We start from the raw sequence: 15,406 nt of genomic DNA on the forward strand, positions 1-15,406 counted from the left end.
TGGACTGACCATGCCGCTTCCCGCCTCACTCCAACCCTCGGTCAAGGACCCTGCCGCTGCAGCGAAAGGCCTGACGCCCCACGGCCTGCGGGTAGTGATCCCGCACATGGGCCGGGTCACCGCCCCCCTGCGCGAGCAGCTGCTGCAGCAGCGCCCCGTCACGGTATGGCTCACGGGCTTGAGCGGTGCGGGCAAGTCCACCCTGGCCTACGCGCTGGAAGAGCAGCTGCACACCCTCGGGTTTGCCAGTTTCGTGCTGGACGGAGACAACCTTCGGCACCGGCTCAACCGGGACCTGGGCTTCAGCGCGGCCGAACGCTCGGAAAACATCCGGCGCGTGGCCGAAGTCGCCGCCCTCATGAACGACGCCGGGCTGATGGTCTTCACCGCCCTTATCTCGCCCCAGTGCAGCGACCGCGCCATGGCCCGTGCGCTCATCGGCGAGCACCGTTTTCTGGAGGTGCATGTGAGCACCCCGCTGGACGTGTGCGAGGGCCGCGATCCCAAAGGCCTGTACACCATGGCGCGCGCGGGGCGCATTCCGCAGTTCACAGGGGTTTCCGCCCCCTACGAGGCGCCTGAATCGCCCGATTTCAGCATCGACACCGCCCACCTGAGCCTGGCCGACGCCTGCGCGCAGGTGCTCGCGCTCCTGCGCCAGCGCGGGTACACCCGCTAATGCCACCCGACCAGTTCCGCCCCTTTTCGCAAGACCTTTTCCATGTTCACTGATCGCTTCTCGGCCGCAGCCGCGCCCCCCGCCTCCGCACCCGCCGACCGTGGGTTGCAGGCCTACGACCTCTTCAATGGCGACGCCGACGGGCTGTGCGCGCTGCACCAATTGCGCCTGGTAGAGCCCCGCGACAACTTTCTCATCAGCGGCGTGAAGCGGGACATTGCCCTGTTCGACCAGCTGCCCTCCGGGCGGCCGCTGCAGGTGACCGCGCTGGACATCTCGTGGGACCGCAATGCGCAGGGTGTGTGCCGGGTGCTCAACGGAGGCGGCCAGGTGACTTATTTCGACCACCACAGCGCAAAAACCCTCTTTCGCCACCCGCGGCTCACGGCCCACATCGACACGAGCCTCGACGTGTGCACCAGCATCCTGGTGGACCGCCACCTGGGTGGTGTATTGCACCAGTGGGCCATCGTGGCGGCCTACGGCGACAACCTGGACGCCGTCGCCGATCGCATGGCGCGGGAACATGGCTGCACAGCAGGCACGCGCGGGGCGCTGGCGCAGCTGGGTTACCTGCTCAACTACAACGCCTACGGCGAAAGCCGCGAAGACCTGCACTTTTGCCCCGTGCAGCTGTACCGATCACTCCACCGCTTCGAGAGCCCGCTCGATTTCATGGCCAAGGCCTACGAATTCCGACGCCTGCAAGAGGGCCACGCCAGCGACCTGCAGGCCGTGCAGGACCTGGCCCCCTACACCACCAATGACAGGGCCAGCGTGTATGTGCTGCCCGACCGCGCCTGGGCCCGGCGCCTGTGCGGCACCCTGGCCAACCAGCTCGTGGCACGCAACAACGGGCGCTCGGTCGCCGTGCTCACCCCGCGTTCGGACGGCGACTTTCTGGTCAACCTGCGCATTGGCAGCGCCAGCGCCAGCCGTGCAGACATCTTCTGCAGCCGCTACCCGGCGGGTGGCGGGCGGCATGGCGCGGGTGGCATCGACCGCCTGCCCGACCGGGACATGGACCGCTTCATCAACGAGTTCTTTGCGCACCTGGAGGCAGACACACCATGAACCAGCCACCCCACACCCCGCGCCCGCTTCCGCTGCTGATGATTCCGCTGCGGCGCTGCGGCAGCCACGCGCTGCGCCTGCGTCTCAATGCCAGCCCTCAGTTTCATTCGCCCTATCCCCTGCACATCGTGGATTTCATGCCGATGGTGCCGCTGTATGGCGACCTGCGCGACGACAGCGCGTACTGGCAGATGGTCAAGGACGTGGTGGGCCTGCAGGCGGCCAGCATGGTGAAGTGGCCGGGGGTGCACTTCGACGCCGAAGAGATTTTCAGCGCCCTTCAGGGCAAACCCCGCAGCGTGCACCGCATCGTGTGGGAGCTGCTGCTGCGCAGCGCTGAACTGCACGGGGCCAGCGTGGCCATGGACAAGTCGCTGGACAGCGTCCACTACGCCCACGAACTGATGGAGCTGTTTCCCGACATGCGGTTCCTGAACGTGGTGCGCGACCCCCGGGCGCAGGTGGCGTCGATGAACCGCGCGATCATCCATGACTTCGATACCACGCTCAACGCCCAGGCCTGGGTCAAGGCCCACACTGCTGGCCGTGCACTGGCGCTGCGCTACCCGGACCGCGTGCTCACCATCCGCTACGAGGACTTCCTGAGCGACCAGGAGCACACGCTGCGGCGCATCTGCCAGTTCATCGGCATCGAGTTTTTGCCGCAGATGCTGGACATCGCAGCATCGCAGGAGGCGCAAGACCTCTCGCGCAGGTCCGCCCTGTGGGAGTCCAACTGCTTTGCCCCCCTGCCGGCCCACAAGGACAAGTTCAAGACCCAGCTGCAGCCGCACGAAATCGAGACCATCGAGAGCCTGGCGTGGGAGTTCATGCACTACTACGGCTACGAATGCATGACCGATGCCCAGGCCCCCCACCCCACGCCCGTGGTGGTGGCCCAGTGCCAGCAGCAGTCAGAGCGGCACCGCCGCGAGGCGTGGGAGCAGCTGCTGCGCAGCGCGCCACGCGACTACGCAGCCCGCCGCGTGCGGGCGGACTACCTGGCACGCGTGGGCCAGCGCCTGCAAAGCACCAGCTCTCTCGAAACCGGTGCGGCGGCCCTTTCCTGACACGCGCCTGCCTGCCCCACAAGACACCCGGACCGCCCCAGCCACCGGACGCCAGCACCCCTTTCACCCCACTTCGCCACTGCATCCCCAAGGAGCCGCCATGCGCATCAAAGACCTGAAACTGGGCATTCGACTCGGAGTGGCATTTGGGATGCTGCTGCTGATCACCGTGGTCATCGCCACACTCGGTGTCTTGAGCGTGACGGCGCTGCAGCGCAGCAATGAACACATCGCCACCTCGGAGCTCAAGCGCCAGGGCCTCATGCACCAGTGGCAGACCGACATCCAGATGAACTGGCTGCGCACCGAGGCTTTGCTCAAGGCCAACGACGCGCCCTACACCAGCAAGCTCAAGAAGGACATGTCTGCAGTGGTCGAGGTGCAAAGCAAACGCATGCAGGAAGTGAGTGGCTACCTGTTGCCCGGCAAGGAAACACAGCTGTACGACCAGGCCATTGCCGCGCGCGACGCCTACCGCGTCAAGCGCACCGAACTCGTCAAGGCCAAGGAAGCCGGGCAAGACGTGGTCGCGCAGACCGATACCGTGCTGGCCCCCGTCTTCCAGAACTACGCGGCCGTGCTGCAAGAGCTGACCCATACGCTCGATGAAGGCGTGGCCACCACGTTGAAGGAAACCACCCGCAAGGCCGAGACCAGCACCGCCTGGGTGAGCGGCAGCACCGTGCTGGCCATCCTGGTGGGCCTGTTCCTGGCCTGGTGGACCACACGCTCCATCACCGCCCCGGTGCGGCAGGCGGTCCAGGCCACAACGGCCATCGCCGCGGGGGACCTGGCAACCCCCATTCCCCAGGGTGCCAAGGACGAGCCGGGCCAGCTGCTCACAGAGCTGGCCCACATGCGCGACAAGCTGGCCGAAATCGTGGCCAACGTACGGCAAAGCGCCGAAAGCGTCTCTACCGCCAGCGCAGAAATCTCGCAGGGCAACCACGACCTTTCAGCCCGCACCGAACGCCAGGCCAGCGCGCTGGAGCAGACCGCCGCCTCCATGGAGGAGCTGGGCTCGACCGTGAAACAGAACTCCGACAGCGCCCAGCAGGCCAACAAGCTCGCCCTGAGTGCCAACAATGTGGCCGTGGAGGGCGGCAAAGTGGTGGCCCAGGTGGTGGAGACCATGAAGGGCATCAACGACAGCTCCAAGAGAATCTCCGACATCATCAGCGTGATCGACGGCATCGCCTTCCAGACCAACATCCTGGCCCTGAACGCTGCCGTGGAAGCCGCGCGCGCGGGCGACCAGGGCCGGGGCTTTGCCGTGGTGGCCAGTGAAGTGCGGGGGCTTGCGGGCCGGTCCGCCGAGGCCGCCAAGGAGATCAAGGAACTCATCTCCGCCAGCGTCAACCGTGTCGAGCAAGGCACTGCACTGGTGGACAAGGCGGGGCAGACGATGACAGACGTCGTCCAGTCGATCCGGCGCGTCACGGACATCATGAGCGAGATCAGCGCCGCCAGCGCCGAGCAGAGCGATGGCGTAGGCCAAGTGGGTGAAGCCGTCATGCAGATGGACCAGGCCACCCAGCAGAACGCCGCCCTGGTCGAAGAAATGGCCGCTGCCGCCAGCAGCATGAAGAGCCAGGCCCTTGATCTCGTCAAAGTGGTCTCGGTGTTCCGTCTGGATACGGCAGGCAGCGGAGCCCCCCTGCACGCCGCCGGCCGGGCGCCCGCCCCACCCTCCCCACAGGCCCTCAGCGCCATGGCGCCAGTTGCTCGGGTAGGCGGCCCCCGTGCCATAGCGGCAGCCTGATGGCCGCGTGGGCAACGTCTTTTGGGTCTTTTAAGGGCCTGGCGCCTGAAGGGACTCATAGTTTGCTACACAAAACATAGCAAACACATTGCCGTCCAGCCAGGATGTGCGGCCCCTTAAACCGGCTTCGGCCTCGACATGGCCCACTGCACGGCCAAGATGCTGCCCAGCACCACCAGCATGCCCACCAGCGCCACGCCCGTCATGGCCTGTCCCAGCAGCAACCAGCCCAGCAGCACGGCCGTGACGGGGCTCAGCAGCCCCAGCGATGACACCGCCACCGACGGCAGGCGCGCAATGCCACGAAACCACAGGGCATAGGCCAGCAAGGCCCCCGCCAGGCTCAGGTAGACATAACCGCCCACCTGGGTGGCCGAGAGCGCAGGCAGCGGCGGGTCCACCAGCCAGGCCACCGGTGCCAGCATGATGCCGCCCGCCAGCAGCTGCCAGCCGGTGAACGCCAGCACCGGCAGATCTGACCGCCAGCGCCGCGACCAGAACGTGCCCGCCGCCATGCACACCGTGCCCACCAGCGCGGCGGCCACGCCCACCATGTCCCACCGCGCGCCCGGCGACAACAGCAGCGCGGCCATGCCCAGCACGCCCAAGGCCCCTGCCGCCAGCGCCAACCCAGGCGGGCGCCGATGGTCCATGCCCCAGACCAGGCCCATCACTACCAGTGGCCCGATGGCGCCCACCACGGCGGCCACACCACCCGGCAAGCGGTAGGCCGCCACAAACAGCAGGGCCTGAAAGACCCCGATGTTGAGCGCCGACAACACCATCAGCCGCCACCAGCCCCGCCAGTCGCCCCATGCGGGCCAGCGGCGGCACCACAACACCAGCAACAGCCCCGCAGGCAGCGTGCGCAGCAACGCGGCGGTGAAGGGCCGGTCGGGCGGCAGAAGCTCGGTGGTGACGATGTAGGTGGAGCCCCAGATGACCGGGCCCACAGCCGTGGTCAGCGCATCGAGCCAGGGGGAAGAACGTGTAGCAGTCATGTAGCGGCCATGCAGAGATCGATTAAAAACCAAAAACCGATTATTTATCTTCAATTCAAGACAAAAACTCTAGCATAAAATCTCGAATTCAAGATAAATTTACCCTGCAAACAATCCATGGCCACCCAACGCCAACCCGACGCCGTGGACGCCATCCTGGCCCAGTGGCACCGCGAGCGCCCCGACCTGGACGTGGGCCCCATGGGCCCCATCGGCCGCATCAAACGTTGTGCCGCGCTGCTGCAGCGGCGGCTCGACGAGACTTTTTCCGAGTTCAACCTGAGCTTCTGGGAGTTCGACATGCTGGCCACGCTGCGCCGCAGTGGCGCCCCCTACTGCCTGGCGCCCACCACGCTGTTTTCGACGCTCATGGTCACCTCCGGCACCATGACACACCGCATGGGCAAGCTCGAGGCCCAGGGCTGGATCACCCGCCTGCCCAACCCCGACGACGCGCGCAGCTCGCTGGTGCAGCTTACGGCCGAGGGACTGGCGCTGATCGACCGCGCGGTCGAGGCGCACGTGGCCAATGAACACCGCATCCTCGCCCCGCTCAAGGCCGCTGACCTGGCGGCGCTGGATGCGCGGCTGGCACTGCTGCTGGCGGCGCTGGAGTCGCCTGTGGATCAGTAGCGGCGCATGGACATGCGTACTGCGCAGTAACATGGCGGGATGCCACAAAATCACCTTTACATCCTCACCGGGGCCTCACGCGGCATGGGCCTGGCCATGGCCCAGCAGCTTTTGAAGAGCGGCAACACCCTGGTCTGCATTGCACGCAGTGCCAATGCCGACCTGACCACTGAGGCCAAGGCGGCAGGTGTCTCCATAGAGCAATGGCAACAAGACCTGTCGCAAGGGGAGCAGGCTGCACACAAGCTGCAGGCCTGGCTCAGCGCCGAGGGTCCGCAGGCATTTGCCAGCGCCACGCTGATCAACAACGCGGGCGTGATACCCCGCATAGCGCCCCTGTCGCACAGCGATGCCGCCGATCTGGCCCATGCCCTGCGCGTGGGCCTGGAAGCGCCCATGCAGCTCACCGCCGCTTTTCTGGGCGCCACAGACGCCTGGACGGTGCCACGCAAGGTGCTCAACATCTCCTCCGGCCTGGGCCGCCGCGCCATGGCCTCGCAGGCCGCGTACTGCGCCGCCAAGGCGGGCATGGACCATTTCACGCGCTGCGTGGCGCTGGACGAAGCCCTCAAGCCGCACGGCGCCAAGGTGTGTTCGCTGGCGCCGGGCGTGATCGACACCGACATGCAGGTGCAACTGCGGGGCGCCGCACCCGAAGCGTTTCCGGACCAGCAGAACTTTGCCAACCTCAAGACGGGTGGTCAGCTCACATCGCCCGCCGACGCCGCCACCCGCGTGCTGGCCTGGCTGGACCGTGCCGATTTCGGTGCGAACCCCGTTGCCGACGTGCGGGACGCGTGAACCGAAAGCTCCTATTTTGATAGCTTCCAGCGCTTGATAGACAAGCGGCAGCGGCCCATTTGATTCGAAACCTCTCTGAAAGGACCTCCCCATGACCCGTGAAGTCGTCGTCGTCAGCGCAGTGCGCACCGCCATTGGCACCTTTGGCGGCAGCCTGAAGGACGTGCCACCCACCGAACTGGGCGCCCTCGTGGTGCGCGAATCGCTTGCGCGTGCCAACGTGGAAGGCAAGGATGTGGGCCATGTGGTGTTCGGCCATGTGGTGAACACCGAGCCCAAGGACATGTACCTGTCGCGCGTCGCGGCCATCCACGGCGGCTGCGGCGAGGGCATGCCCGCCTACAACGTGAACCGCCTGTGCGGCTCGGGCCTGCAGGCCATCGTCAACGCCAGCCAGTCCATTTTGCTGGGTGACACCGACGTGGCAATTGGCGCTGGCGCCGAGAACATGAGCCGCGTGCCCTTTGCCAGCCTGAACATGCGCTGGGGCGCCCGCATGGGTGACACCAAGATGGTGGACATGATGATCGGCGCACTGCACGACCCCTTCCACAACATCCACATGGGTGTGACGGCCGAGAACATCGCCGCCAAGTGGGGCATCAGCCGCGAAGACCAGGACAAACTGGCCGTGGAAAGCCACAACAGGGCCGAACGCGCCACGCAGGCCGGCGTGTTCAAGGACCAGATCGTGCCCGTCACGTTGAAGAGCAAGAAGGGCGATGTGCAATACGCCACCGACGAGCACTTCCGCCCCGGCGCCACCATGGACGACCTGGCCAAGCTCAAGCCCGTCTTCCTCAAGGAAAACGGCACGGTGACCGCTGGCAACGCCTCGGGCATCAACGACGCCGCCGCCGCCGTGGTGCTGATGGAAGCCGGTGCCGCCAAGGCCCGTGGCGCCAAGCCCCTGGCGCGCCTGGTGGCCTATGCCCACGCAGGTGTGGACCCCAAGTACATGGGCATTGGCCCGGTGCCAGCCACGCAGCTGGCATTGAAGAAGGCGGGCCTCACCGTCAACGATCTCGACGTGATCGAAGCCAACGAGGCCTTCGCGGCACAGGCCTGCGCCGTGACCAAGGACCTGGGCCTGGACCCGGCAAAGGTCAACCCCAATGGCTCGGGCATCTCGCTGGGCCATCCCATTGGCGCGACCGGCGCGCTCATCACCGTGAAGGCCATCCATGAGCTGCAGCGCATCCAGGGCCGTTATGCGCTGGTGACGATGTGCATTGGCGGCGGCCAGGGCATTGCAGCGATTTTTGAACGTATCTGACCGCACGCAGGGCACGGCGGCATCGCCACCGGCGATGCTGCCATCCTGTATCGGCAAGGTCTGCGCTGCGGAGGATCGGCGATCATCCGCGGCTGGCACCAAGACCAGGGCAGCGCACCCGCGCAGCCGCCCCATCGATTGAACCGACGGAGACATCTCTCACCATGATTCGCACCCTGCTTTCCCTCACCGCACTTGCTTTTGCCGTGGGCACCACCGCGCACGCCCAGGCTCCCGCACCGGCTGCGGCCTACCCCACCAAGCCCATCCGACTGATCGTGCCCTTCCCGCCCGGCGGCGGCACCGACATCCTCTCGCGCCTGGTGGCCACCAAACTCACTGAAAGCGCCAAGTGGACCGTGGTGGCCGACAACAAGGCCGGCGCGGGCGGCACCATCGGCATCGGCGAGGCCGTCAAGGCAGCACCCACGGGCTATGACCTCGTGATGGGCCAGAAGGACAACCTCGTGATCGGCCCCTGGCTCTACAAGAACCTGCCCTGGGACCCCACCAAGGACCTGACCGCCGTCGCCCACGTGGCCTACACGCCCGTCGTCATCGCCACCAGCGTCAACTCCAAGTACAAGACCCTGGCCGACGTGGTGGCCGCCGCCAAGGCCGCGCCCGGCACCATCACCTATGGCTCGCCCGGCAACGGCACGTCGATCCACCTGGCGGGCGACCTGTTCGAGAAGGCCGCTGGCGTGAAGCTCAGCCACATCCCCTACAAGGGTTCCAACCCCGCGCTCATGGACGCGCTGGCAGGCAACGTGGACCTGCTGGTCTCGTCCCTGCCCTCGGCCATGGGCCAGATCAAGTCCGGCAAGCTGCGCCCCCTGGCCGTGACCTCGGCCAAGCGCAGCTCGTCCCTGCCTGAAGTGCCCACCGTGGCCGAATCGGGCTTCAAGGACTTCGACGTGAGCACTTGGTACGGCGTGTTTGCCCCCGCCGGTACGCCCGCCGCCGTGGTCAATGCTGTGAACGCCGAAATCAACAAGCTGCTGGCCACGCCCGACATGAAGGCCGCCATCCAGGCCCAAGGCGCCGAACCCGAAGCCATGTCGGCGGCACAGCTTGGCACCCTGCTCAAGACGGACTACGCCAAGTGGAAGGGCATCGTGGAAGCCTCGGGCGCAAAGATTGAGTAGCCCCCTGAGTCGCCTGCGGCGCCTTCCCCCAAGAGGGACGCACCCGGTGGCCTGGCAGAGCCAGATCCACGGGTGCACTGGCGGGGGTGTGTGCCTGCTCCACGAGCTGTGGAATGTGGGATGCGCGGAGGCGCGGCGTCATCGAGAACTGAAATGAAAAACGGCTCCTTTCGGAGCCGTTTTTCATCGGGATGGCGCTCAGTCCCTCACGACCAGAACCGGGATGTGCACCACGCCCAGCACGCGCTGCGTGACACTGCCCAGCACCAGCTTTTCAAGGCCTCGGCGGCCGTGTGAACCCATCACGATGAGGTCGGCGCCCGTGCTCTCCAGCGCGCGCAGAATGCCGTCGTGCACGGCATGGCCCTCGCCCACCAAGGTGGTCACATTCACGCCGGCTTCGGCCATGGCTTTGCGCGTGGCTTCCAGGGCTGCATTGGCTTCCGCCGTGGCGGCATTGATGTACTGGGCTTGGCCGTAGGCAAAATCGGCCCCCACGCCGGTGAAGGGATAGGGGTCTACCACGTAGACCGCGGTCACGGCGCTGCCAAAGGTCTTGGCCAGCGCGGCCGCCTTGGACACGGCCAGCATCGAGGTGTTGGAGCCATCGACTGGAACCAGAATGCGCTTGAACATGGTGCTTCTCCTTGGGTTGAATGGTGGACCCGGCTTGTGGCCCGGTTTCTATAACGCCAGTGTGAACGCCCACCATACCGCGCATCTTGATTCGCATCAAATCGGGCGCAGTCAATCACCCACGTTCAGCCCACTGCTGCGGCCTGCCCCACCACATCCGCCCCCTGGAAGTTGCCACGCCGACAGGTCACCACCAGGGTGTCGCGGTACCCGCCTTCGGACACGGGCTGGATGGGGGTGGACTCGTGGATCATGCGGGCATCGTCCAGCAGCAGCAGGGACCAGGGCTCGGTCAGCGTAAAGCGCTGGCCGCTGGGGCCTGCCGCCTCGAACACGCGTGTCTCTCCGCCCTTGACGCCTTCGCGCGCTACCAGGAAGACCGCCACCAGGTCCACACCATCGCGGTGGGCGCCCTCAGGGGTAGGCCGGCCAATGCCGTCGGTGGTGTCGATGCGGAACTGGTGCGCCTCGATGAACCAGGGCACAGGCGCACCGGGGGGCGCAAACACGGCATCCGACACCCCGGCCAACGCGGCCAGCAGCTGCTGCCACACGGGCTGGGCCACAGTGCCAGGCTCCATGGGCGCAAACCAGCGCTCCATGCCGCCATGCAGCGCGTTGTATTCCACAGGCTGCCAGTGGGCCCGGTGCGATACCTGCTGCAGGCTCCCGCCCTGCGCCACAAAACACGCATGGCGGCGGCGGCGGTAGCGGCCGCCGTCCTTGAGAAAATCGTCCGGCGGCAATGCCGCCCAGTCGCCGTTCAAAGCCATCAAAGCCGAAAGACCGCAGCCTACCCAGCGGGCTACGTCGGCGGGCGACAACACGGCGTAGCCTGCCTGGCGCAGCTGGCTGGCGACTTCGGAGGGGGCCGTGAACGGGGGAGAAAAAGTGACTTGGGCCATAAAGGCCCAAGCTTAACCGCTGGCGCCAGGGTGCCTGCGGGGATGGCGCCCGCAAAGTGCAGCCGGGCCTGCACCAGCTTTGCACGGCGCCATGCTGCGAGCAGCTGGCTGGCCGGTCCCGCCGTCAGCCAACGCCAGCGATCGATCCATCAATCGCGGTTGCCGTGGCCCTTGCCGTTGCCATGGCCGCGCCCCCGGTCATGGTCACGGTCGTGTTTGCCACCGTGGCGGTGGTCGTCGTCCCAACGGCGGTCATCGCGGCCGTGGCCACGGTGTGCGGGGCCACGGCGTGGTGGTGGCTCCTGCACAAAGTACACCGGCTGGTTGCAGGCGTTGTAGCGGCCGCAATGTTTGCCCCAGTTCTTGGCGTGGCCTGGCGGCACATACAGGTAGATCGGCGCGCGTGGCACCACCACCGCCGGGCGGTGGATGATGACGGGCTCTGCATAGATCAGCGGTGGTGGTGGTGCATTGCCGATGTTGATGCGGCCATACACGCCGGGCGCCAGTTCGCCCCCCACGGTGGCATTGACATACGCCTGGGCGTGGGCCCCACCGGCCGCAGCCAGCAGCAGCGCGGCCATCGCGCCAGACAAGAGAAGACGGATTGAGAGCATCGTGGTCATGGTGGTGTTTTTCATCGGGAACTCCTTGTTTTTGCCGCCCCTACCGGCCACAAGGTGGACGGTTGCGGGGACAGGCCCTGGTTTGTCGCAAGGCCTGCCACACCCTACTCCGCCTGGCGTGCAAAAGATGTCAGCGAATGGCGACAGAAACCGCACACCCCAACGTCGGGGGCATCACATTTTACAAGCCAAAATGGCCGCCACCGCTTATTGATAAAGCGCCTAATGCAATCAAAATGATAGCAAACACCCCATCCACCTGACCACTGTGGGCTTCACCCCCCTGTGCCGGCCAAGGCGTCCTGCAGCGCGCTGGCAGGCCCCGGCCGTCCAAACAGGTAGCCCTGCCACATGTGGCACCCCAGGCTGGCCAGCATGTCGCGCTGTTCGAAGGTTTCCACGCCTTCGGCAATCACGCCCAGGTCCAGGCTCTGGGCCAGGGTGACGATGGTGCGGGCAATGCTGGCATCGTTGGCGTCGGTGAGCAGGTCGCGCACAAAACTCTGGTCGATCTTGAGCTGGTCCAGCGGCAGGCGCTTGAGGTAGCTCAGGGACGAGTACCCGGTGCCGAAGTCGTCGAGCGAAAACCCCAGGCCCAGCGCCCGCAGCGTGGTCATGCGCTCGATCGTGTCCTCCACGTCGTCAAGCAGCAGGGTCTCGGTCAGCTCCAGCTTCAGGCGCTGCGGGTTGGCCCCCGTCTCTTCAAGCACGCCCAGCACCTCGTCCACAAAGTGCGGGTGGCGGAACTGGCGCGCGCTCACGTTGACGGCCAAGGTCCAGGGGGCGGTGGCCGGGTCTTTTTCCCACTCCACCAGCTGCAGACAGGCAGTGCGCAATATCCACGCCCCCAGCGGCACGATGAGGCCCGAGGCCTCGGCCACCGGAATGAACTCGGCCGGCGACACCAGCCCCCGCTGCGGGTGCTGCCAGCGCACCAGCGCCTCGGCCCCCACCATGCCGTGGGCCTGGCTGATCTGGGCCTGGTAGTGCAGCAGGAACTGGCCGTCACGCAAGGCCTCGCGCATCCCGGACTCCAGGGCCGTGCGCGCCGTGACGGCGGCCTGGGTGCGCGGATCAAAGAACCGCAGCGTGTTGCGCCCGGCACCCTTGGCCTGGTACATGGCCATGTCGCCCCGCTTGAGCAGTTCGTCCACTGAGCCCTGCGCATCGGCATACAGCGCCACGCCGATGCTGCACGAGCTGTGGTACGTGTGCCCCCCGAGCGGATAGCCTTGCGCCAATGCGAGCAGCACCGCGCGCCCCACGGTTTCTGCCTGGGCGGCGGCTTCGTGGGCTTGTGGGCTCAGCCCCTCGATCAGCAGCACAAATTCGTCGCCCCCCAGCCGCGCCACGGTGTCGCCGCTGCGCACACAGCCGCCCAGGCGGGCCGCCACCTGGCGCAAGAGCTGATCGCCGAACTCGTGGCCCTGCGTATCGTTCAGATCCTTGAAGTTGTCCAGGTCCACAAACAGCAGTGCCCCGCCCGCACCGGAGCGCGCCGAGGTGGCCAGGCTGTGCTGCAGACGGTCGTTCATGAGGCGGCGGTTGGGCAGACCGGTGAGCGGGTCGTAGAACGCGAGCAGACGGATCTCCTCCTCGGCCGCCTTGCGGTGCGAGATGTCGGTCAGCGTGCCCACATAGTGCGTAACCTCGCCTTGTGCAGAACGCACAGCCGTCACCGTGATCCACGCGGGGTACACCTCGCCGTTCTTGCGCCGGTTCCACACTTCGCCCTGCCAGGCACCGGTGCTGCGCAGCGCACTGTGCAGGCCTTCGTAAAACTGCGCATCGTGGCGGCCAGACTGCAGCAATGCGGGGGTCTGGCCCACGAGCTCCTCCACCGTATACCCCGTGAGGCGTGCATACGACTGGTTGGCCTTGAGGATGCGCTGGTCCGGCCCCGTAACCACCATGCCCTCGAAGGACTCGAACACGGACGCCGCGATCCGCAGCGACTCCTCGGCCCGGCTGCGCTCTGTGATGTCGGTGGAGATACCGCACAGCGCGTGGATGCTGCCGTCGGGCAGGCGAAGGGGAATCTTGACCGACAGGTAGGCACGGGTCACGCCATCGGCCAGGTGGGTATTGACCTCTTCCACCTCCAGCCGCTCGCCGTGCTCCAGCACGCGCCGGTCGTTCTCCTGGATCTGTACGGCAGTGGCCTGGTCAAAAAAAGCCGTGTCATCCTGCCCCACCACCTCGCTCGCGGGCCGCCCGAACAGCTCCAGGATATGGTGGTTCGCATATTGGTAGCGATAGTCCCGCCCCTTGATGTAGATGAAGGCACCCACGCTGTCGAGGATGGCCGCCAGCTTCTGCTCGCTGACCTGAAGGTGGCGTGTGCGCTCCTGCACCTTGCGCTGCAGCACCACGGCCGAGAGCGCGGCCAGCAGCCCGAACAACGCCAGCCCCGCCACACCCCACCACACCCAGGGGGGAATGCGCGCGCCCTGCTCTTGCCCGCCCCAGCGGCGTAGAACCTGGGTGTATTGCGCGTCGGCACCGCTGCGCCAGTCCTGCACTGATCGATCAATGGCATCCAGCACATCGGCGTTGCGTCCGAGGCCGGTGGCAAAGTACAAGGTGGCGGGCTGGAACACGATGCCCGAATCCGCCAGCCCATACTGGGCCGCATGGAAGTTGCCGAACAGGTGGTTGGCAATCACCGCATCCGCATCGCCGTTCTGTACAAATTCGAAAGCCTCGGTCAGTGTGGACGCGTCGATCAGCAGCACCGCGATGCCAAAACTGTCCATCATGCTCTGGAAGGTTGCGCGCTGCACCGAGCCCTTGAGCACCGCCACGCGCTTGCCCGCCAGGTCGAACATCGACTGGATGGAACTGCCCCGCGCGCGGTAGACCTGCGACCAGCTGTGCAGCACAGGCGAGGCATGAAAGTCGAACAGCCGCTCGCGCTCGCGGGTGCGGGCGACGTCGGGCATCAGGTCAATCTGCCCGGCTGCCAGCGCATCCAGACAGTCCTGCCAATCGCAGGGCACATAGCGCAGTGTCCACTGCTCTCGGGTGGCCACCAGCTGAAGCAGGTCCACAAAGATGCCTGAGGGCTTGCCCTCCGCGTTCACAAACACCTTCGGTTCGTTGGAATACACCCCCACGCGCAGCTCGCGCGGAGCCGCCATCGCAACGCCACATGCCCACAACAACGCCAACAGCACTGCCCATCGCAGCCAGCCGACGCAATGGCTCCCGAACCGGTACACGCATGGACTCACAGCTTGGCCCTATCGAAATCAGGGAAATAAGGCCCATGGTAACGAAAGCTTGCAAAAACATCCAAATGCAATCTGCCACCGCCGGCTTGGAGTAGCATGTGCCCACCCACCGCTTCGCCCAGGAGACAGCGATGCCCCACGAACGCCGCCACTTTGTCCGCGTCGGCTTTGACGCACCGGCCCTGCTGACCACGTCGACCGATGCATTCAGCGTGCATGTGCTGGACCTGTCCCTCAAAGGCGCCCTGCTCATGGCGCCGGCCCAGGCGAACCTGGAGGCCGGCATGCTGTGCCAGCTCACCATCCCCCTGGCCGAAACTGGCAACCACATCGCCATGTCCACCGAAGTCGCGCATGTCGAAGGCCTGCACACCGGCCTGTTGTGCCGCGGCATTGACCTGGACAGCGTGACCCACCTGCGCCGCCTGATCGAGTTGCAGCTGGGCGACCCGGCGCTGCTGGAGCGCGACCTGGGCGAATTGACGCTGGCAACCTCATCGCACTGACTCCTCCCAAAGAAAAAGGGCTGCCGAGGGCAGCCCTTGATGTCGCGCAAGAAGGC

14 protein-coding genes are annotated in these 15,406 nt (G+C 66.2%); 9 read left to right on the top strand and 5 right to left on the bottom strand.

Features of this window, described 5'->3' with window-relative positions:
* The first annotated feature begins 10 nt into the window (after nucleotides 1-10).
* The 4 genes from cysC (at nucleotide 11) to ASE39_RS16055 (ending at nucleotide 4,585) form a co-directional block, all read left to right on the top strand.
* Nucleotides 11-679, top strand: a complete 669-nt coding sequence (gene cysC, locus ASE39_RS16040) for an adenylyl-sulfate kinase (RefSeq protein WP_082615468.1) — start codon at nucleotides 11-13, stop codon at nucleotides 677-679.
* A gap of 42 nt (nucleotides 680-721) precedes the next feature.
* Nucleotides 722-1,753 (top strand): hypothetical protein, encoded by a 1,032-nt coding sequence (locus ASE39_RS16045; protein ID WP_242421466.1) that lies wholly within the window; start codon nucleotides 722-724, stop codon nucleotides 1,751-1,753.
* Nucleotides 1,750-2,823, top strand: coding sequence for a sulfotransferase (locus ASE39_RS16050; RefSeq protein WP_057271785.1), 1,074 nt, complete (start codon nucleotides 1,750-1,752; stop codon nucleotides 2,821-2,823). Before ASE39_RS16045 ends, ASE39_RS16050 begins: the two co-directional genes overlap by 4 nt.
* A gap of 100 nt (nucleotides 2,824-2,923) precedes the next feature.
* Entirely contained in the window at nucleotides 2,924-4,585 is a 1,662-nt protein-coding gene (locus tag ASE39_RS16055; RefSeq protein ID WP_057271786.1) for a methyl-accepting chemotaxis protein, read from the top strand.
* A 116-nt stretch (nucleotides 4,586-4,701) separates the two neighbouring features.
* On the opposite strand, the gene ASE39_RS16060 is transcribed toward ASE39_RS16055, so the two are convergent.
* Nucleotides 4,702-5,586 carry an EamA family transporter gene (locus tag ASE39_RS16060; protein WP_057271787.1) on the bottom strand — a complete coding sequence of 295 codons (885 nt, stop codon included), beginning with the start codon at nucleotides 5,584-5,586 and terminating at the stop codon, nucleotides 4,702-4,704.
* A gap of 117 nt (nucleotides 5,587-5,703) precedes the next feature.
* Here ASE39_RS16060 and ASE39_RS16065 point away from each other — a divergent pair, with 117 nt between their 5' ends.
* The 4 genes from ASE39_RS16065 to ASE39_RS16080 all read left to right on the top strand — a co-directional run bounded on the left by ASE39_RS16065 (nucleotide 5,704) and on the right by ASE39_RS16080 (nucleotide 9,444).
* A complete protein-coding gene (locus tag ASE39_RS16065) occupies nucleotides 5,704-6,219 on the top strand; it encodes a MarR family transcriptional regulator (protein ID WP_057271788.1) in 516 nt (171 codons plus the stop codon).
* Between the two features lie 39 nt (nucleotides 6,220-6,258).
* A complete protein-coding gene (locus ASE39_RS16070) occupies nucleotides 6,259-7,020 on the top strand; it encodes an SDR family NAD(P)-dependent oxidoreductase (RefSeq protein WP_010458647.1) in 762 nt (253 codons plus the stop codon).
* 91 nt (nucleotides 7,021-7,111) lie between these two features.
* Nucleotides 7,112-8,296 (top strand): beta-ketothiolase BktB, encoded by a 1,185-nt coding sequence (gene bktB, locus ASE39_RS16075; protein WP_057271789.1) that lies wholly within the window; start codon nucleotides 7,112-7,114, stop codon nucleotides 8,294-8,296.
* A 164-nt stretch (nucleotides 8,297-8,460) separates the two neighbouring features.
* Nucleotides 8,461-9,444, top strand: a complete 984-nt coding sequence (locus tag ASE39_RS16080; RefSeq protein WP_057271790.1) for a tripartite tricarboxylate transporter substrate binding protein — start codon at nucleotides 8,461-8,463, stop codon at nucleotides 9,442-9,444.
* Between the two features lie 198 nt (nucleotides 9,445-9,642).
* On the opposite strand, the gene ASE39_RS16085 is transcribed toward ASE39_RS16080, so the two are convergent.
* The 4 genes from ASE39_RS16085 to ASE39_RS16100 all read right to left on the bottom strand — a co-directional run bounded on the left by ASE39_RS16085 (nucleotide 9,643) and on the right by ASE39_RS16100 (nucleotide 14,751).
* Nucleotides 9,643-10,080: a universal stress protein gene (locus tag ASE39_RS16085; protein ID WP_057271791.1), complete on the bottom strand. Its 438-nt coding sequence runs from the start codon at nucleotides 10,078-10,080 to the stop codon at nucleotides 9,643-9,645.
* Nucleotides 10,081-10,205: 125 nt separating this feature from the next.
* Complete coding sequence (locus ASE39_RS16090) at nucleotides 10,206-10,985, bottom strand: 2OG-Fe dioxygenase family protein (protein WP_057271792.1); 780 nt, start codon at nucleotides 10,983-10,985, stop codon at nucleotides 10,206-10,208.
* Between the two features lie 149 nt (nucleotides 10,986-11,134).
* Nucleotides 11,135-11,626: a hypothetical protein gene (locus tag ASE39_RS16095; protein WP_010458637.1), complete on the bottom strand. Its 492-nt coding sequence runs from the start codon at nucleotides 11,624-11,626 to the stop codon at nucleotides 11,135-11,137.
* Between the two features lie 260 nt (nucleotides 11,627-11,886).
* Nucleotides 11,887-14,751 carry an EAL domain-containing protein gene (locus ASE39_RS16100; protein ID WP_242421467.1) on the bottom strand — a complete coding sequence of 955 codons (2,865 nt, stop codon included), beginning with the start codon at nucleotides 14,749-14,751 and terminating at the stop codon, nucleotides 11,887-11,889.
* 224 nt (nucleotides 14,752-14,975) lie between these two features.
* Between ASE39_RS16100 and ASE39_RS16105 the strand changes: the two genes are divergently transcribed.
* Nucleotides 14,976-15,350, top strand: coding sequence for a PilZ domain-containing protein (locus ASE39_RS16105; protein ID WP_057224037.1), 375 nt, complete (start codon nucleotides 14,976-14,978; stop codon nucleotides 15,348-15,350).
* Nucleotides 15,351-15,406 lie beyond the last annotated feature (56 nt).

This window comes from Acidovorax sp. Root267 (genome assembly GCF_001429215.1).
GTDB classification, from domain to species: domain Bacteria; phylum Pseudomonadota; class Gammaproteobacteria; order Burkholderiales; family Burkholderiaceae_C; genus Acidovorax; species Acidovorax radicis.